Annotated in this window: 25 protein-coding genes, 1 tRNA gene and 3 pseudogenes; 16 read left to right on the top strand and 13 right to left on the bottom strand. The window is 59.7% G+C overall.

What is annotated here, in order from left to right:
• Positions 1–321: 321 nt before the first annotated feature.
• Positions 322–975, bottom strand: a complete 654-nt coding sequence (locus GWG65_RS28545) for a histidine phosphotransferase family protein (protein ID WP_148736692.1) — start codon at positions 973–975, stop codon at positions 322–324.
• A gap of 243 nt (positions 976–1,218) precedes the next feature.
• Here GWG65_RS28545 and GWG65_RS28540 point away from each other — a divergent pair, with 243 nt between their 5' ends.
• Positions 1,219–2,004, top strand: coding sequence for a 3'(2'),5'-bisphosphate nucleotidase CysQ (locus GWG65_RS28540; protein ID WP_275198855.1), 786 nt, complete (start codon positions 1,219–1,221; stop codon positions 2,002–2,004).
• A gap of 30 nt (positions 2,005–2,034) precedes the next feature.
• Here GWG65_RS28540 and GWG65_RS28535 read toward each other — a convergent pair whose 3' ends face one another.
• Entirely contained in the window at positions 2,035–2,520 is a 486-nt protein-coding gene (locus GWG65_RS28535; protein ID WP_275198845.1) for a YHS domain-containing (seleno)protein, read from the bottom strand.
• A gap of 141 nt (positions 2,521–2,661) precedes the next feature.
• Here GWG65_RS28535 and GWG65_RS28530 point away from each other — a divergent pair, with 141 nt between their 5' ends.
• The 4 genes from GWG65_RS28530 (at position 2,662) to GWG65_RS28515 (ending at position 6,327) form a co-directional block, all read left to right on the top strand.
• Positions 2,662–3,267 (top strand): DUF1134 domain-containing protein, encoded by a 606-nt coding sequence (locus GWG65_RS28530; protein ID WP_275198844.1) that lies wholly within the window; start codon positions 2,662–2,664, stop codon positions 3,265–3,267.
• Between the two features lie 119 nt (positions 3,268–3,386).
• The gene (locus GWG65_RS28525; RefSeq protein ID WP_275198843.1) at positions 3,387–4,685 is read left to right on the top strand and encodes a hypothetical protein; all 1,299 of its coding nucleotides are present in this window, start codon (positions 3,387–3,389) and stop codon (positions 4,683–4,685) included.
• A gap of 156 nt (positions 4,686–4,841) precedes the next feature.
• Positions 4,842–4,916 (top strand) — tRNA-Val (locus tag GWG65_RS28520).
• A gap of 1,018 nt (positions 4,917–5,934) precedes the next feature.
• Positions 5,935–6,327, top strand: coding sequence for an avidin/streptavidin family protein (locus GWG65_RS28515; RefSeq protein ID WP_148736702.1), 393 nt, complete (start codon positions 5,935–5,937; stop codon positions 6,325–6,327).
• A gap of 19 nt (positions 6,328–6,346) precedes the next feature.
• On the opposite strand, the pseudogene GWG65_RS28510 reads toward GWG65_RS28515, so the two are convergent.
• The 5 genes and pseudogenes from GWG65_RS28510 to GWG65_RS28490 form a co-directional block, all read right to left on the bottom strand.
• A pseudogene (locus GWG65_RS28510) lies at positions 6,347–6,645 on the bottom strand (transposase); the annotation flags it as partial.
• 740 nt (positions 6,646–7,385) lie between these two features.
• The gene (locus tag GWG65_RS28505; protein WP_235939265.1) at positions 7,386–7,598 is read right to left on the bottom strand and encodes a hypothetical protein; all 213 of its coding nucleotides are present in this window, start codon (positions 7,596–7,598) and stop codon (positions 7,386–7,388) included.
• A gap of 254 nt (positions 7,599–7,852) precedes the next feature.
• Positions 7,853–8,494: a hypothetical protein gene (locus tag GWG65_RS28500; RefSeq protein ID WP_148736706.1), complete on the bottom strand. Its 642-nt coding sequence runs from the start codon at positions 8,492–8,494 to the stop codon at positions 7,853–7,855.
• A 138-nt stretch (positions 8,495–8,632) separates the two neighbouring features.
• A complete protein-coding gene (locus tag GWG65_RS28495) occupies positions 8,633–9,703 on the bottom strand; it encodes an MBL fold metallo-hydrolase (protein WP_275198842.1) in 1,071 nt (356 codons plus the stop codon).
• A gap of 236 nt (positions 9,704–9,939) precedes the next feature.
• Positions 9,940–10,314 (bottom strand): DUF2235 domain-containing protein, encoded by a 375-nt coding sequence (locus GWG65_RS28490; protein ID WP_275198854.1) that lies wholly within the window; start codon positions 10,312–10,314, stop codon positions 9,940–9,942.
• 192 nt (positions 10,315–10,506) lie between these two features.
• Between GWG65_RS28490 and GWG65_RS28485 the strand changes: the two genes are divergently transcribed.
• From GWG65_RS28485 to groL, 6 genes and pseudogenes are all read left to right on the top strand, one after another.
• Positions 10,507–11,034 (top strand): MbcA/ParS/Xre antitoxin family protein, encoded by a 528-nt coding sequence (locus GWG65_RS28485; protein WP_275198841.1) that lies wholly within the window; start codon positions 10,507–10,509, stop codon positions 11,032–11,034.
• Entirely contained in the window at positions 11,031–11,699 is a 669-nt protein-coding gene (locus GWG65_RS28480; RefSeq protein WP_148736716.1) for an RES family NAD+ phosphorylase, read from the top strand. The genes GWG65_RS28485 and GWG65_RS28480 overlap by 4 nt, the downstream gene beginning before the upstream one ends.
• A gap of 151 nt (positions 11,700–11,850) precedes the next feature.
• Positions 11,851–12,427, top strand: a pseudogene (locus tag GWG65_RS28475) (recombinase family protein); the annotation flags it as partial.
• 171 nt (positions 12,428–12,598) lie between these two features.
• Positions 12,599–13,714: a hypothetical protein gene (locus GWG65_RS28470; protein ID WP_275198840.1), complete on the top strand. Its 1,116-nt coding sequence runs from the start codon at positions 12,599–12,601 to the stop codon at positions 13,712–13,714.
• Positions 13,715–13,883: 169 nt separating this feature from the next.
• Positions 13,884–14,198 (top strand): co-chaperone GroES, encoded by a 315-nt coding sequence (gene groES, locus GWG65_RS28465; protein ID WP_148736721.1) that lies wholly within the window; start codon positions 13,884–13,886, stop codon positions 14,196–14,198.
• 85 nt (positions 14,199–14,283) lie between these two features.
• Entirely contained in the window at positions 14,284–15,924 is a 1,641-nt protein-coding gene (gene groL / locus GWG65_RS28460) for a chaperonin GroEL (RefSeq protein ID WP_275198839.1), read from the top strand.
• A 500-nt stretch (positions 15,925–16,424) separates the two neighbouring features.
• Here the strand turns inward: groL and GWG65_RS28455 are convergent, their stop codons facing one another.
• From GWG65_RS28455 to GWG65_RS28440, 4 genes are all read right to left on the bottom strand, one after another.
• Positions 16,425–16,844, bottom strand: a complete 420-nt coding sequence (locus tag GWG65_RS28455) for a transposase (RefSeq protein ID WP_342760673.1) — start codon at positions 16,842–16,844, stop codon at positions 16,425–16,427.
• Entirely contained in the window at positions 16,807–17,328 is a 522-nt protein-coding gene (locus GWG65_RS28450; RefSeq protein ID WP_148736724.1) for a hypothetical protein, read from the bottom strand. Before GWG65_RS28450 ends, GWG65_RS28455 begins: the two co-directional genes overlap by 38 nt.
• Before the next feature lie 189 nt (positions 17,329–17,517).
• The gene (locus GWG65_RS28445) at positions 17,518–17,832 is read right to left on the bottom strand and encodes a helix-turn-helix domain-containing protein (RefSeq protein ID WP_275198838.1); all 315 of its coding nucleotides are present in this window, start codon (positions 17,830–17,832) and stop codon (positions 17,518–17,520) included.
• Between the two features lie 117 nt (positions 17,833–17,949).
• Complete coding sequence (locus GWG65_RS28440; protein WP_275198837.1) at positions 17,950–18,372, bottom strand: hypothetical protein; 423 nt, start codon at positions 18,370–18,372, stop codon at positions 17,950–17,952.
• Between the two features lie 141 nt (positions 18,373–18,513).
• On the opposite strand from GWG65_RS28440, the gene GWG65_RS28435 reads away from it, so the two are divergent.
• The 5 genes and pseudogenes from GWG65_RS28435 to GWG65_RS28415 form a co-directional block, all read left to right on the top strand.
• Entirely contained in the window at positions 18,514–18,933 is a 420-nt protein-coding gene (locus GWG65_RS28435) for a transposase (protein ID WP_275198836.1), read from the top strand.
• Entirely contained in the window at positions 18,927–19,280 is a 354-nt protein-coding gene (gene tnpB, locus GWG65_RS28430) for an IS66 family insertion sequence element accessory protein TnpB (RefSeq protein ID WP_275198835.1), read from the top strand. The genes GWG65_RS28435 and tnpB overlap by 7 nt, the downstream gene beginning before the upstream one ends.
• Before the next feature lie 51 nt (positions 19,281–19,331).
• Positions 19,332–20,897, top strand: a complete 1,566-nt coding sequence (locus tag GWG65_RS28425; protein WP_275198834.1) for an IS66 family transposase — start codon at positions 19,332–19,334, stop codon at positions 20,895–20,897.
• On the top strand, positions 20,894–21,496 hold the full coding sequence (locus tag GWG65_RS28420; protein WP_275198833.1) for a plasmid pRiA4b ORF-3 family protein: 603 nt from the start codon (positions 20,894–20,896) through the stop codon (positions 21,494–21,496). Before GWG65_RS28425 ends, GWG65_RS28420 begins: the two co-directional genes overlap by 4 nt.
• 579 nt (positions 21,497–22,075) lie before the next feature.
• Positions 22,076–22,225: pseudogene (locus tag GWG65_RS28415) on the top strand (DNA-binding protein); the annotation flags it as partial.
• A gap of 93 nt (positions 22,226–22,318) precedes the next feature.
• Here the strand turns inward: GWG65_RS28415 and GWG65_RS28410 are convergent.
• The gene (locus GWG65_RS28410; RefSeq protein WP_275198832.1) at positions 22,319–22,669 is read right to left on the bottom strand and encodes a group II intron maturase-specific domain-containing protein; all 351 of its coding nucleotides are present in this window, start codon (positions 22,667–22,669) and stop codon (positions 22,319–22,321) included.
• Positions 22,564–23,166 (bottom strand): reverse transcriptase domain-containing protein, encoded by a 603-nt coding sequence (locus GWG65_RS28405; protein WP_275198831.1) that lies wholly within the window; start codon positions 23,164–23,166, stop codon positions 22,564–22,566. Before GWG65_RS28405 ends, GWG65_RS28410 begins: the two co-directional genes overlap by 106 nt.
• Positions 23,167–23,214 lie beyond the last annotated feature (48 nt).

Genomic DNA, 23,214 nt, shown 5'->3' with positions numbered 1-23,214 from the left:
CAGGCGGAAGATGTTGTCCAGGATCTTGGCGTTGTTCGGCTCCTGCTCGAACTTCACCAGCTGATTGTCCACGGTGTCCAGGCTCTCGCTGGTCTCCGTCAGAAACTCCCGCAACAGATCATCCATGAAAACAGGCCTTCATACAGGGAGGGCGCGCACGCCGCGCGATGCGCCTTTCAGAATGGGGCCAGCTTCACCGCAAAGCGTTTAATATTGGTTGAGTATGTGCAAAAGAACGGAACCAACAAAGAGATAAGGCGCTCCGGACAAGCCGAAGCGCCTCGTAAAGATTCGATTAACGTCTTAAGAACGGCCGCGCGTTTACGAAGCGGTAACGGTGATGGCTTCGCCTTCTGGCGCGAGCCGAACGGTGAGTCCGCAGGCTTGCGCCAGGAGCCTCGTATAATAAGGCTGGATCGCGTGCGCGTCGGCGGCAGGTCCGCGCTCGCCGCTCAGGAGCTCGGCGATGTTCTGCGGCAGGCGCGCATTGTGGCCTTTCGCTGTGATGCGAAAGCTCATGGTTTCACCCTCGCCGATCGGATCGATCGTTAGCATGCCGCCGCGCGGAATCGTGTGCTGGGCGACGACCAGCATATTGAGGAGCAGCTTGACGCGATTCTTCGGCAGCAGCAGCCGCGGCAAATTCCAGGTGATCGTGCACTTGCCGTCCTCGATGTGGCCGCGCGCCATGGTCTGGGCATCGCCGAGGTCGATCTGCGCACCGGAGGAGCCGGCTGCGCCGAAGGCGAGACGGCAGAACTGGAGGCGGGCGGAGGCCGTCTTGGCGCTCTTGCGAATCAGGTCGAGCGCGAACTCGCGGTCCTCGGGCTTGGGATCGTCGTCGAGCACCTCGAGCCCGTTGACGATGGCGCCGACAGGGCTGATGAGATCATGGCAGACCCGCGAGCACAGCAGCGCCGCGAGTTCGAGCATATCGGGAGCGGTAACAGTAGCGGGTGACGAAGCGTCAGACATAAAGGGGTCCTGGAGGGTTCCTGGAATTGCACGGTGCGGACGCGGCGAATCACGCATGCTTGACGAATGGCCGCGGTTCTAACATTCGCAAGCCGGTCGCAGCTAGCTTGCGATAGGTTCGAAGCGGCAATAAGCCCAGGGCGCATCAATGGCGATCCGGCGGCGAATCAACCGAGAGAGGCGAGACTTGCCAATGAATGAGGCACGCAGGTGAGGATCATCGACGGCAAAGCCGCCTCCCAAATGATGGAGCCGCTGACGGCGCTGGTGGTGGAGGCGGGCGAAGCAATCCTCGCGGTCAACCGGGGGGCGATGCGGGTCGACGGCAAGCAGGACGGCTCGCCGGTCACCGAGGCCGACCTCGCCGCCGACCGCATCATCGCGGATGGCCTGGCCCGGCTTGCAGGCGACGTGCCGACGCTCTCCGAGGAGCGGACCCAGCTCGCCTGCCCGCCGTTTCGCGACAGCTTCTTCCTGATCGATCCCCTCGACGGCACCAAGGAGTTCGTCGCCGGCCGCGACGAGTTCACCGTCAATCTCGCCCTGGTGACCCGCGGCGTGCCGCTGCTCGGCATCGTCGCCGCGCCCGCACTCGGGCTGCTCTGGCGCGGCATCGTCGGCCATGGCGCCGAGCGTGTGGCATTTGACGGCGCTACCATGGGCGCCGCCGAACCGATCCATACCCGCGCGCTGCCGAAACCGGGCGAGCCCTGGATCGCCGCGGTGAGCCGCTCGCACGGCGATCCGAGGAGCGAAGCGTTCATCGACGCGCGGCCCAATGCGGTACGAAAGACGGTCGGCTCTGCCGTGAAGTTCGGCCGCATCGCGGAGGGCAGCGCCGACATCTATCCCCGCTTCGGACCGACGTCGGAATGGGACGTCGGAGCGGGCTGCGCGGTCGTGACCGCGGCCGGCGGCAGGGTGACCGACGGCATGGGTGGCGAGCTCAGATTCGGCGAACGCGACGATACCGATTTCGTCATCCCGGAGTTCATCGCGTGGGGCGACCCGCAGGCGGCAAGATTCTGAGGCGGCAGCAAGACTCTGAGGTCGCAAGGCCTACTGACTGAGCTTGTCCTGCATCGCCGGCCAGCGCTTGCCCACCTCGTAGAGGAATCGCTCCGGGTTGGCGGCGAAGGCATCGCGATTGGCTTCCCGGCTGAACAGGTAAAGCCGCTGCGCCGCGATCACGAAGAAGCGGGGATTGCCGGCGTTGGCCACGCCGCGGGCGATATCGGCCGGATCATAGCCGCCGAATTGCGGGCCGTAGATCTCGGGGTGGGCCAGGAAGGACGCCCGGTTGCCCTCGTTCCGAAAGCGCCAGACCGCCCCCCAGAGGTTGGCCTCGAACTCCGCCGTGCCCGGCTTGGCACCGCCATCGACGAAATAGGCCACGGGGTCGAAGCCCTCGATGGCCACGCCGCTGAAGCGGTTGACGACGATCCGCTCAGTGGTGGCCGCTTGTGCCGACATCACGGCGAAGGCGATCCAAATGCCCGTTAGCAGGCAGACCAGACGGCTGATCAAGGCGATTCCGGGGCGCAAAGGGCTATCTTCCTGCCGTTGTGCCGTCATAGTTGCTGCGGATAACATCCGAGTCGAGGGGACATTTCGGCGCAAACCTAGGGCCGTGCCTGTTGGCGTCAGGTTAAGGAAGCGACCGGATTCGATACCAGGGGTTCTTTTATGACTTTCGCATCACGCCTTGCTGCGGTCGCGCTTGCCGCGCTGGTTGGCTGGATCGTCCCGGTCTCCGCCCAGCAGGCGCCGCCGCCCGACCTGCCGCCGCCACAGCGGACCCCGACGCCGAGCACCTATGGACCGGACGAGCTCGTCAACGCCGGCCACCGCTTCTTCGGCAACGTCTCGCGCGGGCTCGCCTCGATCATCGAGAAGGCGGTCAGCCAGTGGGGTCTGCCGAACGGCTATATCCTGGGCGAGGAAGGCTCCGGGGCCTTCGTCGCCGGCCTGCGCTATGGCGAAGGCACGCTCTACACCAAGAACGCCGGCGATCTGCGCGTCTACTGGCAGGGCCCCTCGCTCGGCTTCGACTGGGGCGGCGACGGCGCGCGGACCATGACGCTGGTCTATAACCTGCCCGCCACCAACGCGATCTACCAGCGCTTCGCCGGCCTCGACGGCTCGGCCTATATCATCGGCGGCTTCGGCATGACGGCGCTCACCGCCAACAACATCGTGCTGGTGCCGATCCGCTCGGGCATCGGCCTGCGGCTGGGAGCCAATATCGGCTATCTCAAATATACCCCGCGCGCGACCTGGAACCCGTTCTAGGGCTTCCCCCTCCGTCAGGTTGCGGATCAAGGTTAACGACAGAGCGGGGCTGGCTTTTTGCCGGCCCGCCATGGCATGGTCGTTGGTAAATTTTTCCTTAGCTCTGGGAGTTCTGGCCGATGGTCGAACCGATCATGTACTTGGCGATCGGTTTCCTGCTTTCGATGCTGTGCGGGCTTGCGATCGTGCCGCTGGTGCATAACCGCGCGGTACGCCTGACCACGCGCCGGCTGGAGGCTGCGACGCCGTTGTCGATGGCGGAGATCCAGGCCGACAAGGACCAGCTCCGCGCCGAATTCGCCATGTCGGCGCGGCGGCTCGAGATGAGCGTCGACCAGCTCAAGAACAAGACCACGAGCCAGCTCGCCGAGCTCGGCAAGAAGAGCGACGCCATCAACCGCATGAAGATCGAGCTCGGGGAGAAGAACGCCACGATCTTCGCACTCGAGGCGCGCGAGAAAGCGGTGAAGGAGCAACTGCGCGCCACCGAAGAGGAGTTCAACGCCAAGACCGAGGCGTTGCGCGGCGCCGAACAGGCCCTGAGCGCCAAGCAGGGCGACCTGGCAAAAATCAATTCCGAGCTGTCCGACCGTTCGATGATGGCGGAGACCCGACAGATCGAGCTCGTCGCGGTGCGCGCGCAGATCGAAGAATTGAAGAACCGCGTCGGCGATGCCGAGAAGGAGTTTGCCGCCACGCAAGCACGGCTGGCGCAGGAGCGCACCGAATCCGAAACCGCCTCGCGCGAACTTGCCGATGCGCGCGGCCGTGTCGAGAATCTGAGCCAGCGTGTCACCGAGCTCGATCGCCAGCTCATCGTGCAGGTCAAGGAGGCCGAGATGCTGTCCGGCCGCGTCGCCGACCTCGAAGGGCGCCTCGCCACGCAGGGCAAGCTGCTCGCCGAGCGCGACTATGAGAACAACCAGCTCCGCCAGGCCAATGACGGCAATGAGCGCACCATCAAGGAATTGCGCGTCGAGATCGCCGCGCTGAGCGGCGGCAAGTCGTCGGCCGCCCTCGAAGCGCTCCGCGCGGAGAAGACCGCGCTGGAGGAGCAGCTCAAGAGCGCACGCGACGAGCGCGCCAAGCTGCAGCGCGACATCAATGCGATCCAGCAGCAGGCGGAAAGCTCCTGGGCCACCGAGCGCATGGAGAACGCATTGCTGCGCGAGCGCATCAACGACATCGCCGCCGAGGTGGCAAAACTCGCGATGCAGCTCGAAGGCCCGAACTCGCCGATCGAGGCGCTGCTTGCGGCCGAGGCGGGTCAGCCTCCGAAGCAGGTCTCGCGCCCGGCCAATGGCACCACGGCGAATGGCGCGGCCGCAGGCACCCTGCCCGAGGGCGGCGGAACGCTGGCCGAGCGCATCCGCGCGCTCCAGGCCCACGCCTCCCGCGCCCGCCAGCAGGGCGCGTAAGCAGACCTAAATCCGGTTTCCCTTGCGAATCGTGCGATCTGCGCAAGGTTTTGCAGCCTCGGGACGCCGCAAAACTTGACACAAGTGGCCCGCACTTCTAAATCGCGGGCTCCGAGTGCCGGCCGGCCCAAGTCCGGCCGTCTGCATGATGGTCCCGGGCGCATAGCTCAGCGGGAGAGCGTTCCCTTCACACGGGAGAGGTCCAAGGTTCGATCCCTTGTGCGCCCACCATTCGCCCTTTGATCTCAGTTACTTATGGCTTACATTCCCTTTCCGTGTGCCCGAAAAAAGTCGGGGCACAGTGTGGGCACTGCGCCATGCCCGCCAGGTGATCGCGACAAAACGCAACCGCCATGAAGCGGCCGCGATTGTGCGACCAACAAAGCGCCCCACTCTAAGAACTGAAAGCATAGCTGCACGTGCAGCGCAGTCCGGCTGTCTCGTCATTGGGGCGGCAAGCCGATCGACGCGATGCTGTGCTGCAAGAACATTCATAAACGGGCCCATGTACGACAAATGGGACCGGCGGAGCGCGCGCTGGCGCTGCCACCGGCGAACCGGCCGAAAAAGGCCGCCGACAATACCGCGGGCGGCCCTCCGGGTTCAAAATGCGAATCGTGAATGAATGCAGTCCAGCCCCGGTGACAGCGATCCTAAATTGAAAACTCCTCATTTCCTAGTTTTACGGTCTTGGAAACCTAACGCAGCTCTTGCGAACCTCAATTCAAGTCGGCGACGTATCGAGTGTGTGTCGCCGCGATTGCTGCAATTGCCGGTGCGGGAACAACGTCGTACCTCCGAAAGAATTGAGTCGGCGTCTCTTAGCCGTCTTTGGCACAGCGACGTAGGTGCCCGCTGTGCGCCTATTCGCGATGAGTGGACTCGGTGCTCCTAAAACGGGGTGCCCCACTCCATGCAACTTTGGACGCGCCGCACTTCAAAATAGCCGAGCATCTGCTTGGATGACAGGCGGCACGGGCGCGCGACAATAGCCCGACTTCGCCGCGATCCGGCGCGATTTGGCGCATATAGGCCGCATCCCGACGCCGAACGTAAGGTAAGGATGAGGCGACTCGCCTTGAGCTTCACCAAAAGTCTGCTGCAAGTGAATGGAACGACGGGCGCGATCGAGCTGACGTACGGTTTGGTCGAAGGATTTTTGGAAAGAGAAAAAACTGCCTAAGCCGCTGTATCAGCCGAGCACACGATCTACGTTGCACCGTTTAAGCGACCTCTTTGGGGTTTCAATATGAAGAGATTTCTGGGACTTTTGCTTATCGCTCAATTTTTCTTTCGTTCCGGCGAGGTTATGGCGCAGGAGCTCTCTGCTCCTTCATACTGGAAGAACGAACGGGGTTCGGAACTGTTTATCTGGTCCGCCAATAACGGGGCAATACAAGGGACCTTCACAAATCATGCTCAAGGATTTGCCTGCCAGGGCATTCCATATCCTGCATCCGGAGCTATTGGTCCAACTGGCTTGTATTTTGTTGTTACTTTTGCCCAATGCAATTCCTTTACTCGCTGGGTCGGAAAAACCAACGGTTCTCAAATGCCTGCGTCATGGATGCTGTTCTACGTTGATAAGAACGGTAAGCCTAGCAAGTTGAAGGGCGCAGATATATTCACGCGCGTATGGTAGTTTCCCTTGGGATCGTGAGCTAATGGTCTGAGCCCCTCGCTTCATCCAGCAATGGGGAGCGTCCCGGTGACATTTGAGCCCATCGGCCTGGTGGAGCAACGGGGCGGGGCGCGGAGCCCTCTGCATAGCGTAGCGTCTCCCCCCCCGTTGCGGCCCAGGATCGCTGCGGTTGGCGTATTCGGTCGGTGTGAGGTTGCCCAGCGCACTGTGCTGCCGGGAGTTGTTGTAGTCGTCTTTCCAGCTTGCCAGCACGGCTCGAGCCTGCGCGAGCGAGGTGAATAGCGTCTCATTGAGAAGTTCGTCGCGCAGGCGGGCGTTGAGAACTCTTGGACGTCTACACGCGCGGCCCTTTCGGTGAACTCGTGATAAGTGACGCAAGCCAACGGAAGGCCAAGAACGAAGGCATCCAGCGATTGATCCTACGATTGAAATCCGCCGCGGTATTTCTGTCGCTAACGAGGACCGGACGCACGTTTTCGGCATAAAGGACCTGGTTTTTCCGTCTTGCCCCAAGAGCAAATGCTATGATTTTGGCGCTTTGCAATTTGTTGATCCGACACACCTGATATGAGCCCTTTCATAGTTGCGTTACAGCTCTGCGAGTGATCTATCGATATGCGTGGACTCCTGATCGTTCTCACGGCTTTCGTGATTATGTTGGCGGCTCGCGGCCAGCACCAAAGTGCTTTCATCCCGCGCCCGACCGCGCCCATGCCGCTGGTCAATGTGCCCTAGCGTCATGCTGTCTGCTGTAAGCAACGTCATCCAATCCAGGATCTTGCGAATGGCTCGTGATGCTGCTCAGGCTGACGTTCCGATCTGTACCGTGGCCAGCAACTCCTCGGCGCCAGCCTGGAGGCAACTGGGTCATTCCGTTATCGCGGAACTGGCGCAGCGGCACCTGAGTCCTGGCGCACAAGCCCAGCTCAAGTGCTGATCGGGGACAGCTCTCTGGCCGCGATCTCGACATGACTACAAATTCACAGCAGAAGGAAAGAACAGGTTCGGTGGCATTTCGTTGATATCGATGTCGAGCGTTCGACTTATGACGCCGGAATCTATTGCAAGCACGTGGGCAGACAAGGCTCCTGCATCGTTAAAGGCTTCCCGGCAGCCATCGCAGCCCTGAAAGACAAGTCGAGCTCCAAAGACAACAGGTTGCGGGCGCTAAAAATCTCGTTGTCCATCTTGCCGGAGATCTGGAGCAGCCGCTGCATGTGAGCGAGCGGAGCGGCGATGAAGGCGGCAACAAATTGTATGTCGTGCTTCACGCCAAAGGCTCCAATGGGACGGCACACAGCAGGCCATCAACATTTCACAGCATGTGGGACGACTCTCTTGTGGACCTGCAGGCATATTCATGGGGAAGTCACGCGGACGCGCTGGATGCCAATCCGTTCCCGACGGCAGACGCGGCTCTATATGATGAAGCACGCATTGCGGCTCGGGCAACCTCGTCGACCAATCGCTTCAAGAAGCGCTTTCGGAGGTCGGCGGATGTTGTCGGTGCAATCACTTCTGAGATTCAGCTTGCCGCCTTTAGAGCAAGCACGGTATCTATAAAGCGAATGCCATAATTCCTTGCAGCCATTCCGCTCGCTACAAACTGGGCCAGGAGAACTGTCAGATAGAGTAGCGCTGTCTTGTAAGTCTGCATCGCAACAACACCGGTTCCGCCAAAGACGATCAGAAGCATGAAAGCGATGCCGGCATAGTCGCGCGTCAGCAGAAAAAGGCGATGAACGTGTAGGACGCGCGGATCCTCCTCTACCGACTTGTAAAGCCTGTACCAAAGAGCATTCTGCTCGGTCGGAGTTGCTGGAAACGGTCCGACTTTTGTCTTCAGCGTCGTAACGTCGATCCGCGGATCGCGATGAAGATAGTAAGAGAACGCCCGACATCCCGGCAAAGGATCGTGCCAACGCCAAAACACCAGTCTGGCCTTGGTTTGAACATCGAGCACACCGTTGATCACGCTGATAAGCACGGCTCCCAGTCCAGCAGGTATGAGCGCCTGCCAATGCTTGAGCAGTTCCTCGTATTCGGCCGCTAGGAACTGGTCCGTCTTGAGCGCAAGGGCGAAGATTGCAAAATTGACAACGAGGATCGTCATCAATGGGGAAGTGTTTTGCTCCTTCAATTTCTCCTTCGACTCTTTTTTAATCATCGTTTGTGCTCATTTGGGTCGACTTGTTCTGGAAACGGCGCAGAACAAGCGAGGGACGTGCTCGCTGTCTTCGACAGAAACGAACACCAGCGCGACCGGGCTGGCTCCGCCGCTCTCTCAGGTGAACGCAACAAGGTCTCAGTCTTCCTGTTCGTCCGGATACGGCAGACAATCTGCGGCGCTGTAGTCATCGCGCTGCGGAGCATTCTTGGAGGTCCGCTTGTTGGATCCTTCGGTTGAGATGACATGTGCACCACGATGGTGCATAGCGCGGACAACGGATTTGCGGGGATGATCCTCATCGGCCTCGGCCGCGCTTATCACGGCGGTGAAGGTCGTCTTCCCGCCCTGTGCCGCCTTCTTTTCACCCAATAGTTGAACCAGCAAGTCGGTCGAAACGTTGTGGCGTCCACCGTGGTGAGGAACCTGAAATCGATCGATGCCAGGCAAGGTCAGTCCGGCCAACGGCGCATAATCGATGACTTCTTTGAGCCCGGTGCGTCCGGTATCGGCGGTGAGCAGGATTTTGCATCCATTGAGATAGGCATACTGAACGACGCTCATCTCATTTTCGTTGCTCGTCTCGCCCGCCGGAAAATATTCGTCGCCCCAAGCGGCTTTGGCAAGCGCGGCCGCCTCTTTGGCCACACGAACAACCGCGTCGCGTGCCATTTCGAGCAGCCCTTTCTCCTGGGGGGTCTTATCCGAGGAGACAATCAGATCCAGAAAGCGCGAACGTGTCGGAGCCATCACCCGGAAAGCGCCAATCGTGCTACCCTGAAATGGCGCATAGATAGGGATATTCTTTCGTAAGGCGATCTCTTCGAGAGCGGCTAGATTCGAGTAAGCTTCCCTTAGCGCCTTCTCCAGTCCATCGGCTGTTGTGAAGCGCTTGAATCGAGGAAGAAGCTCAGCGGCAAAGACCCAAGGTCGCAGCATCCAGAGCACGCCGACCTCACAGTCTTCCAGGACTCGCTGGAGACCTCCGGCGTGGTCGCCGTCATTGTGGGTCGCAACAACATGGTCGATCCGTTTCGGACTCCCATAGTACTTGTTCAGGAAATTGATGACCTTCTCGCCAGTCGACTGGTAACCTCCATCGACCACGTGAATGAACGTCTGACTGTTCAACTCATAGCGGATGCAAATGGCATCACCGCTGCTCTTCGCTTCAACATCTAAAAAATCAATCTCAAAAAAGTCTGTCAATCTTCTTTCTCCAACGGCTTGGCGCGACAGGCGCCAGAATTCGACTTGAGTACCCGGTGGTGCCGGACAGGAGCAGTGGCGCCAGCGCTTCTGCTTCCGCAACCAGAATAGCCTTTTGACAAGGGCAGCGACGGTCCGCCCTCCCGCAGCCCCACAACTCACATCAAGGACCTACGGCGACCCGGCAGACGCTGAGGCGCATCCTGCATCACAGCCCTGCTGCAGTGCGTGCCTTTTCATTCGTTGGAGCGCAGCTTATCTTCGTTAGGTTTTCGAGAATGCATTTTCCCTGCACGAATCATGGAGAACGACTTCCCGCTGGTGTGTTGATTCTGCGCAGCAGGCCGGGTTGCTGCCTTGGAATATTTAAGCAGCCACTTTTCCTGGTCAGTCAGCTTGCTGGTGTCTCCCGACGCCTCGATCCCCTTCAGCTTCCAGATGCTTTGCTCGTTTCCCTTCTTGTAGCGGTCAACCAGTTCGGAGACGCCGATAGGTGAGCCTGCTTTCAGGATGCCATCGATGGCGATCAATCCAGCTAGCGCTCTCGCTGTAAATACGCCGCGGCTGAAGCCGAAAATGAAAATTTCATCGCCATCGTTGTTGTTCTCGATGAACCACTCAGTACTCGACTCAATTAAAAGTAGTTTTCAAGCGAACTGACAACTTGTTGGACGAGAACGGCGTCGTTTTGCGGCAGGCCCAGGCTGACCATGGACCAATCATGGCCAAGCTGGAACCCAAAGCCAACGGCTTGCAATTTGTCCGGATTTGGACTATGTCCAATTTTGACAAAGGAACAACCTATGTTAAACAAACGTAAGCCGAACCCACTCGAGGCAGTAGAAGGCCCTCAGCGTCTTGATAAGACACGATTTGCTCCGGCCAACCGAAGGCGGCTCAGCGCCCCAGCTTTACGGACCTTCCTCGCTATCGCGGATCTGTGGGGATTGACGGAAGATCAGCGCCTCCTGGTCCTGGGGTATCCATCCCGGTCTACTTACCATAACTGGTGCAAGCAGGCGCGGGAGCACGGCGCTTTCACCCTTGATGTGGACGTTCTCACGCGCATTTCAGCGGTATTCGGTATCCACCAAGCGCTGGGGATCCTCTTTCCCCAGGAGCGGCTCGGCGTTGACTGGCTGCGGAGTCCACATAACGAGGTCCTCTTCGGTGGACATCCGCCGCTCGACCTCATCACCAATGGCTCTCAAGATGGGTTGCTCTCGGTGCGTCGTTTCCTCGACGGCGCACGTGGCGGCCTCTACATGCAGCCGAACACGATAGACGAGGCCTTCACGCCTTACGATGACAAGGAGATCGTCTTCCGGTGACGGACGTTTTCGCACCCTCGCCGCAGCCCGCCCATCGCCTAATCCCCTCACAATTTCCTCCCATCGGGCTGTTCGATACGGTCGCGACGGCGGCCGATCTTTCAGCGGTGATGGAGCTCGTCGGTTGGACGAACGACCGTCTGGTGGCCGAACGTATCGATCGGCTACCGCCGCGCGAATGGGTATATGGTGCACCCAACTCCAGCATCGTCATGGCAGCCTTTCTCCACGTCGCTCCCGGCGGAATGAGGTTCAACGGGCCGGAGCTTGGCGCCTGGTATGCGGCCGATGATATTCGCACGGCGGCTGCCGAGGTCGGTCATCACCTGCGTCGCGAAGCGGCTGCTCGCAACGTGGCCACGATGAGCCGGACTTACAGGGCATACACCGCCACGCTGCTCGGGGATTATCTCGACATCACAGGGCAGCAACTACGCCCCGACGTGTATGCGAGCGAACGTTATGATGCTTCGCAGAAGCTTGGCGAGGATATTCGCGCGTCAGGTGGCGCGGGGCTGCTTTACGACAGCCTACGGCGTCGCACCGGTATCAACGTCGTAGCGCATAGACCGCGCAACATCGTAGATATCATGCAGACGGACCACTTCGAAATCACAGTCCAAGCAACAGCACGCATGATCGACGTGCGACAACTATCTAAATGAGTAATAAATCCGACCGAGTTGCCGCACTGCCTATGTCGTAAATTTGGCATGATCTGATGACGCAGTTAGTTTCCAATCAAGCCGAAGCGCGCAAGTTTTCGCAAGACGCGAAAATGCGATTCGGCACGCGAGGACCAGAAGCCGTCCGATCCACGCGATTTCCGGTGCGTCGCTTCTGCGTGCCGGCGTCCAAGCGCTTATTACCGACGCCTTGCGCGGGCGGTTTCAAGTGGTGCTGGCGGAGGCGATGGATCGTCTCTCACGAGATCAGGAAGACATCGCTGGCGTGTTCAAGCGCATGGCCTATGCCAACGTAAAGATCGTCACTCTATCCGAGGGTGAGGTTACGCACTGCATGTCGGCCTCAAGGGCAGGATGAACGCCCTCTTCCTCAAGGACCTCGCCGACAAAACGCGCCGAGGCCAGCGCCGGACGCGTTGCGCTTGGCAAATCTGGTGGTGGCAACTCCTATGGCTATGGTGTTGTGAAGCGATTCAATGAAAGCGGCGAGCCGATACGTGGCGTATCGCATGATTAATTCTGAGGAAGCTGAGGTGGTTCGCCGTATCTTTCGCGACTATGTCGTTGGCAAGTCGGCGAAGCGGATCTCTGTTGAGCTAAATAGGGACGGCATCGCGGCGCCCGGCGGCGGCAATTGGGGCTTCAGTACCATCAGTGGCAACACCAAGCGTTGCAACGGGATCTTGAACAACGAGATGTATATCGGCCGAGCTCATGTTTTGAGGCGACCCGGATGTGGCGCAGGACCGAACGAGCGAAGTTGGAGAAGAAGCCCTCGATGAGGTTGAGCCACGATCCGTGCTTGGGAAGGTGAACTCGAAGCGCCCGTTTGGTCGGGTAGCGAGCCAGGCTCTGGTTTCTCTCGAGATGTGCGCGGAATGATTGTCGAGGATCAACTTGATCGTGGTGCTCCTCGGATAAACGGCGTCAAGAAGTCTGAGGAGTTTGATGAACTCGCGGCTGCGGTGGCAGTCTCTGACGAGAGCGTGGACCTTGCCGGTGAGCAGATCAATCCCAGCCAACAGGCTGAGCTCGTGCCGTGCCGTTTATATTCGTGGTCGCGCGCAAAGCTGGCGTGGATGCCGGGTTCGGGCGAAATCCGGCGCCGTCGTTGCGATGGCCTGGATTCCCGGCTTTTCTCGTCGCACGACACGATCGCCATCGGCTTTCCCCGTCTCTTCGACTTGGCAGGGGCTTTTTTCAGAACTGCGACTATCACGATAGACGCACAGGACCTCGGCCATCTTCCGTTCGAACTCAGCATCGCGATTTTCAAGTTAGTAGCGCACCTTGTGCGGCTTGATTTCCTCCTTGCCGAGGATCTTGCACACCGTTCCCTGGACCAAATTGGCCAAGCATGCATGCCCTGCCGCCGCCCCGTGTTCGCGCGCATGGCGCGCCAACAACCGCGTCGTCCACAACTCATGTGGATAGCCGTGGTCCTTCGCCTTGTCACACGCCAACGACACCAACCAGGCTTTGGCCTCAGGCGTGATGGTTGGTTCCCTGCCGGGTCGCGGGCGATCGTCGAGGGCGGCCAGCGGGCCATCGGCCAGCGCTCGCTCGACACAGCGCTGCACGGTCTGATGATGGACTCCAAGTCTTTGGCCCACTGCGCAAAACGAAGGATTCTCGCGATACGCCAGCAGCATCTGCGCCCGCGACACCCGGCTCGCCAGTTCAGTTCTCGACCGCGAAAGCGCCGCCAATGTTGCTATCTCTTCGTCGGTCATCGCCAACTCGACCGCTCGCCGCCATCCAGCCATGATACAGCTCCTCGTTTCGCCGACCGCAAACGAGGAATCCGCCAACTACCCGTCCGTTCCACCCATTCAGCCTGCTCCAGCATCGCAGGTTTCATGGAATCGATCGCCCATCTCGAATTTAAGGTCAACGCGGCAGGGGAATTGAACTGGTCGGCGACATCAGGTCGAGAGACGTACAAACTCACTCAGAAGAAGGTCGGGTCCTCGGCGGCAAACTCGAAGAGGTGATCTGGGTAAGCCCCACAGAGATCCCGCGCGACCAGCCGATTTTCCGGCTACAAACCCTTGTTCCCTCAGAAGTCAGTCCTATTTCAGTTGCGCCCGCGTTGGCACTCGCGGGCAATGATTGCTAGCAATCGTCAAATCATCAGCTAGTGTAAATGCTTAGGAGATCTGCATGGAATTCCGTCCGCTTCACGACCGCGTCGTGGTCAAGCGCATCGACGCAGAAGAAAAGACCGCTGGCGGCATTATCATTCCCGACACTGCCAAGGAAAAGCCGTCCCAGGGCGAAGTCATCGCCGTCGGGCCCGGTGGCCGTGACGAGGCCGGCAAGCTGATCCCGATCGACCTGAAGGTCGGCGACCGCGTGCTGTTCGGCAAGTGGTCCGGCACCGAGGTCAAGATCGACGGCCAGGAGCTGTTGATCATGAAGGAGAGCGACATCCTGGGCGTTCTCACGGACGCGTCCGCCAAAAAGAAGGCCGCTTAAACCATCGCTCGCACCGCTCATCCTGAGGAGCGCCTGCTGGGCGTCGCCATGGGTGAGACCAAGTAAAATATTCAGGAAAACCCACATGTCAGCCAAAGAAGTCAAGTTCGGCGTAGACGCGCGCGACCGCATGCTTCGCGGTGTCGACATTCTTGCAAACGCCGTCAGGGTGACCCTTGGCCCCAAGGGCCGCAACGTGGTTCTCGACAAGTCGTTCGGCGCGCCCCGCATCACCAAGGACGGCGTCACCGTCGCCAAGGAGATCGAGCTCGAGGACAAGTTCGAGAACATGGGCGCGCAGATGGTACGCGAAGTCGCCTCCAAGTCCGCTGACGCGGCCGGCGACGGCACCACCACCGCGACTGTTCTGGCGGCTGCGATTGTCCGCGAGGGCGCCAAGTCGGTTGCCGCGGGCATGAACCCGATGGACCTCAAGCGCGGTATCGACCTCGCGGTCGAAGCCGTCGTTGCGGACCTGCAGAAGAACTCCAAGAAGGTCACCTCGAACGACGAGATCGCCCAGGTCGGCACCATCTCGGCCAACGGCGACGCCGAGATCGGCAAGTTCCTGGCCGATGCCATGAAGAAGGTCGGCAACGAGGGTGTCATCACCGTCGAAGAAGCCAAGTCGCTGGAGACCGAACTTGAGGTGGTCGAGGGCATGCAGTTCGATCGCGGCTACATCTCGCCCTACTTCATCACCAACGCCGACAAGATGCGCGTTGAAATGGATGATGCTTACGTCCTCATCAACGAAAAGAAGCTGTCTCAGCTCAACGAGCTGCTTCCGCTGCTCGAAGCAGTTGTTCAGAGCGGCAAGCCATTGGTTATCATCGCCGAGGATGTGGAAGGCGAGGCGCTTGCCACCCTCGTCGTCAACCGCCTGCGTGGCGGGTTGAAAGTCGCGGCGGTCAAGGCGCCGGGCTTCGGCGATCGCCGCAAGGCCATGCTGCAGGACATCGCGATCCTGACCGGCGGCCAGGCGATCTCGGAAGATCTCGGTATCAAGATGGAGAACGTGACGCTTGCAATGCTCGGTCGCGCCAAGAAGGTGATGATCGACAAGGAAAACACCACGATCGTCAGCGGCGCCGGCAAGAAGGCTGACATCGAGGCACGCGTGGCCCAAATCAAGGCGCAGATCGAGGAGACCACCTCGGACTACGATCGGGAGAAGCTGCAGGAGCGTCTCGCCAAGCTCGCGGGCGGCGTCGCGGTGATCCGCGTCGGCGGCGCGACTGAGGTTGAGGTCAAGGAGCGCAAGGATCGCGTAGACGACGCGATGCATGCGACCCGTGCGGCTGTCGAGGAAGGCATCGTCCCGGGCGGCGGCGTCGCCCTGCTCCGTGCCTCCGAGCAGCTCAAGGGCCTGCGCACCAAGAACGACGACCAGAAGACCGGCGTCGAGATCGTGCGCAAGGCGCTCTCCGCGCCGGCCCGCCAGATCGCGATCAACGCCGGTGAAGACGGCTCCGTCATCGTCGGCAAGATCCTCGAGAAGGATCAATACGCCTACGGCTTCGACTCGCAGACCGGCGAATATGGCGACCTCGTCAAGAAGGGCATCATCGATCCGACCAAGGTGGTCCGTACCGCGATCCAGAACGCAGCCTCGGTTGCGGCTCTCTTGATCACCACGGAAGCCATGGTCGCCGAGCTGCCCAAGAAGGGCGGCGCCGGCCCGGCGATGCCTCCGGGCGGCGGCATGGGCGGCATGGACTTCTGATCCAACTTTGTCTGAAGTGAGATCCCCGGCAGAAAAAAGCCGGGGTCTTTTTTTGCTTGCCCTTTTTCAAGTTCGTTATTCTAATCTCGTGCAATGCGCTCTGCGGAAATGACGATCAGCAGTTGCTCAAGCCATGTAGACGTTCTGCTTGAGATTTTGCGAGTCTGCTGGGTAGGCATGTCACCGGGAGGACGAGCGGGTGGTCGCTGTTTAGCACAGTCTTTCCCTGCTGCCTCAACATCGGCGGCTGGTCAAAGCGAAAACCTGAGAACGGGCGGTCGCGGTAGCCCAACCATTGGCGCTACTGACTTAAATAGCATCGGTTCCCGCGCTTATCCATCGCTGTAAACGGATGCGCGGCTAGTACCTCGGCACAGTGATTATGACTCTTTGGGCGTGATGGGATAGGCGTGGCTCATTTTGGCGCGGGCTTTTTCGGTTGTGAACATCCATTTGATGCGTGCACCGGCGCCGTTGCGTTGCTGCTCCCAAGCGGCAATTTAGCTGATGAGGCGGCCGGAATCATCGATACGGCGGTCCAGGCATTGGCCGCGCAGGACGCCGATCTCGATATCTACCATGTTGAGCCAGCTGGCGTGTTTGGGGGTGTAGTGGAACTCGAGGCGGCGCAGAATGCGTTTGGCCTCGGCGGGCGGGAATGCCTCATAGAGGGCGCCGGCCGAGTGGGTCGACAGGTTGTCCTGCACGACGCGGATGCACGCGGCATCGGGATAATGGACATCGACGAGTTCGCGCATGCGTTGGGCGTAGTCTTCGGCCGCTCGGTGACCTTGACCTTGCGCCAGGGCCTGTTCACATCGAGGCAGACGAAGAGATTGACGGTGCCATTGCGGCGATGTCCCCGATCGTGCACGCGTTTCGCTAAACGCCCCTTGACATTCGATCCAGCTCGTCCGCAACTAGCTTCTCCGCATTAAAGTTCTCGTTGGACTGACAAAATACGTCCTCGGCGGTGTGAGCCATGGCCTCTAGCGGACTTTGGCGATACCCATGTTTCTGCAATCCATCGGCGTACGTCGCGAGAAACCTTTCAGGACCAAGCAATCGCCACTGCACAACATGGACTAATTCATGAAAGTGGAGCCGCTCACTCGACGCAGAGCGACGCTTTACGAAGAATGTGTCCAGGTACGTAATACCGTCGTAATCGCCGTTTTCGAATTCGGCGAACTGGCTGAGTCCTAAAGATGATAGTGGCGGCATCGGAACCCGTTCGACGACGGCGACCTTGGTCGACGATAAGAGATTTCCGCTGAAGTATTGCGACAGTCTCGGGAATCCAAGCGAACTTACGACCCTTACTTCGTTCGAATGTGCTTGTAGTGTTTGATGAATCCAACCGATTACGTGAGGGTATAGTGCTTGGAACTGTTCCGGCGTCATGCGCGCTTTCCCCGAATTTGGAGTTTGGGAGAGTCGATCAAACCTAGCATAGAGCTATGCGCGCCGCCCCCCTGGAGCTTCGCCTTTATTTTAAAAATGCATTCCCCTACTGCGTATTCTTAATATGGGTCTCATTCATTGGGTCTCATTAATAGAGGAGCGGACATTTTTGTCTGCGCCAGAGCGGACCTATCGTACCATTCTGGACCGGACATTTTTGTCCAGTCTGGACCGGACATCGGAAGTCACCGTGAGATTCAGTTCATAGATGTTCGTTTTGCCGAGGCCTCGTCTCTGGATCGTGAGCAGCCCATTTGCTTCTAGGGCCTTGAGGTTTCGACGGACACTTCGCTCCTCAAGCCTATCGGCAAGACGGCGTTGTCCGGGAAAGCAGTAGTCGTTCTGCCAAGCGTATGAAAGCAGCATGGCGGATGTCATCTTGTCGTCGGAGCTGAGCTTCTTAGATTTGAGAAGGAAGTTCGGTACCTGCGTGAAGCCCATCATCGACGCCAAATCCGCGCCATTCAGGATGATGTTGCGCTATTTGAGTATGTCGCCGATCGGGCGCGGATCCATGCCTGAAATTATACGCTATGTGCGGGCTGCGTGGCTGTTTATCCCCTACTCTCCCGTTCCGGTTCGGATGTCGCGAATGAAGTCTGCGCTCGGCGCGCCCAACAACGGCGTGAGCATTTTCTGAAGCCCCGCGATCAGGTGATTTGTCTCTCGAGCACGTTCGGTCAACTCCCCTATCTGCTTATCCTTGACCACGACCTGTCCACGCAAAAACTCAAATTCACCTTCAAGGCGTGCGACGTAGCGCGACTCGTCGGGGCTAGTCGCGACCTGTCGCGACTGGTCGTCGGTGGTTGCGCGACTAGCCTTCGGAGGATCAACTTCTAGTTCTGTGGCGACTGTTGTCGCGACCTGTCGCGGCTCGTCGAGACCAGTCGTGACCGGTCGCACCTCTTCAATGTATGCAATGTGCTTCGCGACGGAGGTCGCGGTGATGACATACTTCTCGCCGATGGCCAGGACGAGCACTGGCGGTGACGTGATTCAGGCCGCAGTTGATGATTGGTCACTACCGGCGGATAGTAAGCGTAGCGCCGCGGCCGTTCAGATTGTTTGTGCGCGGTCTTGGGAGCACCGTTAGAAGAGTCATCTTCTGCAAGGGTGCTCACAATGGACGACCATTCGGACGACATAAGACGACCGTCGCCGCGTATCGAAGTGTATACTGGTGCAGGTCGAAAGCGCTGGCCGGACGATTTGAAGGCACAGATTGCCGCGGAAAGCTTCGAGGCAGGCGCGATTGTCACAGATATCGCGCGTCGCCATGGCTGCCGGCCCCAGCAGGTGCATGACTGGCGGCGCCGGGCGCGTTCAGGTCAACTGGTGCTGCCGGCTTCGGCGGATACAGTAACATTCGTGCCTTTGGTGTCGGAAACGTCGCCATCGGCGGCTGCCGCGCCGTCCGGATCGTCGGAAGCTGCCGCTGTTACGGTTGAGTTCCTGGGGGCCCGGGTGGAGGTGCGGGGAACGCCTGGGCTTGCCGTGCTGAGTGATGTGTTTGTGGCGTTGCGCCGGACACGTTCATGCTGACGGCTCCCGCTGGCCTCATGATTTACGTTGCAACCCGACCTGTAGACTTTAGGAAGGGCGCGGATGGCCTGGCGCTGTTGGCGAAGGAGACGCTGGGCCACGATCCGATGAAGGGCGTGGCGGTGGTCTTCCGTGCAAAGCGCGCTGATCGGGTGAAGATCGTCGTCTGGGATGGCAGTGGCCTTGTGCTGTATTGGAAGCGGCTTGAGGGCAGCGCCTTCAAGTGGCCGCCGATTGTTGACGGCGTCATGCGAATGAACGCCGCGCAGTTGTCGGCGCTTCTGGCCGGCATGGATTGGACACGCATGCATGCGCCTCGAATCCCGCAGCCGAAAGCGCTTGTGTAGGAGATAAAATCTTCGCTGCATCGAGGCGCGAAGCATGGCAGACTCGGGCCAATGAGTGATTTGCCTGATGAGCTGCCGAGCGATCCAGCCGAGCTGCGTGTCTTTGCCGCGGCTCTGCTGGATCGCTGCGCCAGGCTCGAGCGGTTGCTCAAGCTTGCGAAAGATGCGCAGTTCGGTCGATCGTCGGAAAAGCTGGACGCTGATCAGCTTCAGCTTGTTCTGGAGGACATCGAAGAGGCCATCGCGGCTCTCGAAGCAGCCGAAGATCGCGCCAATCCCAGAACCTGCGAGAAGAGAGCTGCCGAGCGCAGGGCCAACCGTGGCAAGCTGCCGGAGCATTTGCCGCGCATCGTCGAAACCCTGATGCCGGCTGAAACCTGCTGCCCCTCCTGCAAAGGCGATCTCGTTGAGATTGGTCGCGATGAGAGTCAGAGGCTCGACGTCGTTCCGGTGCAATACCGGGTGATTGTGACCCGCCGGCCCAAACTGGCCTGCCGCGCCTGTCACGGTGTCGTCCTCCAGCACGCCGCTCCCGAGCGCTTGATCAAGGGTGGATTGCCCACCGAGCGGCTGGTCGCGCAAGTGATCGACGCCAAGTATCATTGGCATTTGCCGCTCTATCGCCAGGCGCAGATGCTGGCGACGCACGGTATCGCCATCGACCGTTCCACGCTCGCCTTCTGGGTCGGCTATGCCGCCCAGGAATTGAAGCCCTTGTGGCATCGTCTGCGGGAGATGTTGCTCGCCTCTTCGAAGCTCTGTGTCGATGAGACCCCGGCGCCGGTGCTGGATCCGGGGCGCGGCAGGACCAAAACCGGCTACTTCTGGGCACTCTCGCGCGATGACAGGCCTTGGGCCGGACCTGACCCACCTGGCGTGGTTTACGCTTATGCTCCGGGCCGCGGCGCCATTCATGGCTTGCGGCTGCTTGAGGGCTATCGCGGCATCATCCACTGCGATGGCTATGAGGCTTACAAGACCATGACCCGAGAGACGCGTGCGGACGCGCTGTCGGGCACGCTCGCCTTCTGCTGGTCGCATCTGCGACGCCAGTTTGTGAAGATCGAGCGCGAGGCCTCTCCGGCACCGGCTCCGGTTGCCCGCGAGGCCCTCGAGCGCATCGCCCAACTCTACGCGGTCGAGAAAGCACTCCGTGGCCGATCTGATGCTGAGCGCCGCGCAGGCCGACAAGCGCATGCCCGGCCTTTAGCCGCAGCCTTGAAGCAGTGGTTTGAGGCAAAGCTTGATCACCTTGCACAGAAGAGCGACACGGCGAAGGCTTTGCGTTATGCGCTGCGTCATTGGGACGGCCTGACGCTCTACCTTGATGACGGGCGCATCGAGATGGACACGAATGCGGTCGAGCGTGCGATGCGGCCGATCAAGCTCAACGCCAAGAACTCCCTGTTTGCCGGCTGTGACGAGGGGGCCGAAAATTGGGGAGTACTAGCTTCGTTAATCGAGACCTGTAAGCTTAATGGCGTCAGTGCAGAGCGCTGGCTCTCCGACGTGCTCGCGAAGCTTGTCAATGGTTGGCCTGCGTCACAACTGGATGAGCTGCTTCCCTGGGCATCGACTTACATGATGCATGCTCACGATCCAAGGTTGGCAGCATGAGCCTCAACACGACCGCTGTCCGGATCAGAGTGACCCTCAAGGACGTGAAACCGGAAGTGATGCGTCGCCTTGTCGTACCTGTCACCCTGCGCCTTGATCGGCTGCATTTGACGCTTCAGGCGGCATTTGGCTGGACAAATAGCCACCTCTTCGAGTTCCATGCTGGCGAAGAGCGTTGGGGCATCCCTGATCCCGACGGTGATTTTGGCCCCCAGCCTATCGATGCCCGCAAGACGCGGCTCTCCAATATCGTTCAGGAGACCGGCGCCAAGACGATCCGTTATCTCTATGACTTCGGCGACAGCTGGGATCATGTGATCAAGCTTGAAAAATGGTTCGACAACACGACGACAGAGGGACTTCCCCTCCTGCTCGAGGCCGCCGGTCGTTGTCCTCCGGAGGACGTCGGCGGTGCGCCCGGCTATGCCGAATACCTCGATGCCATCAGCGACCCCGCACATCCAGAGCACGAACGTATGCGCCTCTGGGGGCCCGAACAGTTCGATCCCGACGTCGTCGACCGGAAGGCGCTCGAGGCCGCCGTCAACGCATTGTCCGGAATTTGGAAGCCACGACGGCACAAGCTGCGATCAAAATAGGCGTCAAGCGCCAATCGAAAGGGCCGCAGCGCTACGCTTACAGCAGATACCGAGTATTCGCTCGTCGTCAGGTAAGGCGATCCTTCCAGCGCAGGCATTGGGCAAAGATGTCGTGAAGGACGGGCAAATTCTTGAGGTTCTCCGCTGCTCTGCCTCGCGTCTAGGCGCCTGTTCACGGACGTTCGCGAGCGTAGCGGATTCACGGCTGAGGTCCGCATTGGCGATCGTGATCCTGTCGGCTGCCCCGGCTTTGGCTTTCGGCAATGCCGCCTGCTTCACCTTCTTCCTAGCTGCCTTCTTTGCCCACCAGCCAAGCGGGAGATCGCGAACTACTTGGCCAAATGTGTCAGCGGCTTGGACCAGACGAGCTCATAAAATTCTTCGCGCGTGAAAACTCGAGCCACGATGATCCATTCGATGCTCAGATTTTCGAGTTGCTGCCAGCTATAGCGACTTAGCTTTACGCCGGAGCGACGAGATGGCGACACCCCAGCGCCAGCCGATCTACTGATCTATTCACGTGGGCACCGACTTTGTGCAACAGGCCGCTGCACAATTTCCTTTACCTCGGGAGAAGCTGTGTCCACCCCTGTCTATCTTACTCTGGAAGAAGTCGTTCGGTGCTACCGCAACCAAGTCAGCGAGGGCACGCTACGCAACTGGCGATCCCATAGGATCGGCCCATCGTTCATCAAAATAGGCAAGGCAGTCCTATACCCACTTGAGGAGGGAGCTGATTGATCGGGATAGGGGGACGTCTCGCGACGCCACCCCTCCCACACCACCGGGCATACGGGTCCGTACCACGGCGGTTCGACTGGCTTAAGCCGGCACAGGCTTGAAGATTCGGGGGAGACCAAGAGAGTCGAACACATGATTTCGTAGGGCGTGTTGAACCGCTGGGTGTCCGGACATGCGCCAGAGTCCCGTCGGTGAACCGGCAGCGACCGATGCGGCGAACTTCGCGATGCCGAGGCGGCGAAGCTCTGTGAATCGGTCATGCCCGTTCCGCCATTGCCGCCAGAGATACAAACGCAGTCTCCGGCGGATCCAGGCTTCCAGGTTCGTTAGCACGCGCGGGGTCTGACAGAAGCCGAAGTACCCGCGCCATCCGATGAGTATGGCGTGAGGTCTGCGATCATCTGCTGCGCACTGATCCCTCGCGTCCGGCATGTGATTTCCCGGATTCGGTCTTTGAACTTGTCGAGAGCTTTCGGCGCAATGCGTCGCTCGCTCCCGTCATTCGCAATGCTGAATCCGAGAAATTTACGTTCCTCGGGTCGCGCCACCGCGCTTTTGGCCTCGTTGACTTTCAAGCGGAGCTTGTCGGTCAGGAACCGGCTTATCGAGGCCCTCACCCGTTCGCCGGCGTGGTGGCTGCGAACATAAATGTTGCAGTCATCCGCGTAACGGCAGAACCGGTGACCACGTCGAGCCAATTCCTTGTCGAGATCGTCGAGCACGATATTGCTGAGGAAGGGCGAGAGCGGACCGCCTTGCGGGGTCCCTTCGTCCACCGGTCGGACCAAACCGTCTTCCAATACCCCGGCATTCAGGAATGCCCGGATAAGCTTGAGCACGCGTTTATCGGGTATCCGTGCGGCGACGCGCGACATCAGGATGTCGTGGTTAACTCGGTCGAAAAATTTTTCCAAGTCGAGATCAACCACTACGTTGTAGCCATCGGCGACGTAACGCTGTGCCTAGGCTACAGCCTG

Source organism: Bradyrhizobium sp. CSA207, assembly GCF_029051685.1.
Taxonomy (GTDB): Bacteria; Pseudomonadota; Alphaproteobacteria; order Rhizobiales; family Xanthobacteraceae; genus Bradyrhizobium.
This window is presented reverse-complemented; position numbering and strand designations above follow the sequence as displayed.

Coding starts and splice junctions, on each gene's coding strand:
- GWG65_RS28545 (WP_148736692.1), bottom strand. CDS start 975: ATGTCTGACGCTTCGTCACCCGCTACTGTTACCGCTCCCGATATGCTC.
- GWG65_RS28540 (WP_275198855.1), top strand. CDS start 1,219: ATGATGGAGCCGCTGACGGCGCTGGTGGTGGAGGCGGGCGAAGCAATC.
- GWG65_RS28530 (WP_275198844.1), top strand. CDS start 2,662: ATGACTTTCGCATCACGCCTTGCTGCGGTCGCGCTTGCCGCGCTGGTT.
- GWG65_RS28525 (WP_275198843.1), top strand. CDS start 3,387: ATGGTCGAACCGATCATGTACTTGGCGATCGGTTTCCTGCTTTCGATG.
- GWG65_RS28515 (WP_148736702.1), top strand. CDS start 5,935: ATGAAGAGATTTCTGGGACTTTTGCTTATCGCTCAATTTTTCTTTCGT.
- GWG65_RS28500 (WP_148736706.1), bottom strand. CDS start 8,494: ATGATTAAAAAAGAGTCGAAGGAGAAATTGAAGGAGCAAAACACTTCC.
- GWG65_RS28485 (WP_275198841.1), top strand. CDS start 10,507: ATGTTAAACAAACGTAAGCCGAACCCACTCGAGGCAGTAGAAGGCCCT.
- GWG65_RS28470 (WP_275198840.1), top strand. CDS start 12,599: ATGATTGTCGAGGATCAACTTGATCGTGGTGCTCCTCGGATAAACGGC.
- groES (WP_148736721.1), top strand. CDS start 13,884: ATGGAATTCCGTCCGCTTCACGACCGCGTCGTGGTCAAGCGCATCGAC.
- groL (WP_275198839.1), top strand. CDS start 14,284: ATGTCAGCCAAAGAAGTCAAGTTCGGCGTAGACGCGCGCGACCGCATG.
- GWG65_RS28450 (WP_148736724.1), bottom strand. CDS start 17,328: ATGACGCCGGAACAGTTCCAAGCACTATACCCTCACGTAATCGGTTGG.
- GWG65_RS28445 (WP_275198838.1), bottom strand. CDS start 17,832: ATGATGGGCTTCACGCAGGTACCGAACTTCCTTCTCAAATCTAAGAAG.
- GWG65_RS28435 (WP_275198836.1), top strand. CDS start 18,514: ATGGACGACCATTCGGACGACATAAGACGACCGTCGCCGCGTATCGAA.
- tnpB (WP_275198835.1), top strand. CDS start 18,927: ATGCTGACGGCTCCCGCTGGCCTCATGATTTACGTTGCAACCCGACCT.
- GWG65_RS28425 (WP_275198834.1), top strand. CDS start 19,332: ATGAGTGATTTGCCTGATGAGCTGCCGAGCGATCCAGCCGAGCTGCGT.
- GWG65_RS28420 (WP_275198833.1), top strand. CDS start 20,894: ATGAGCCTCAACACGACCGCTGTCCGGATCAGAGTGACCCTCAAGGAC.
- GWG65_RS28410 (WP_275198832.1), bottom strand. CDS start 22,669: ATGCCGGACGCGAGGGATCAGTGCGCAGCAGATGATCGCAGACCTCAC.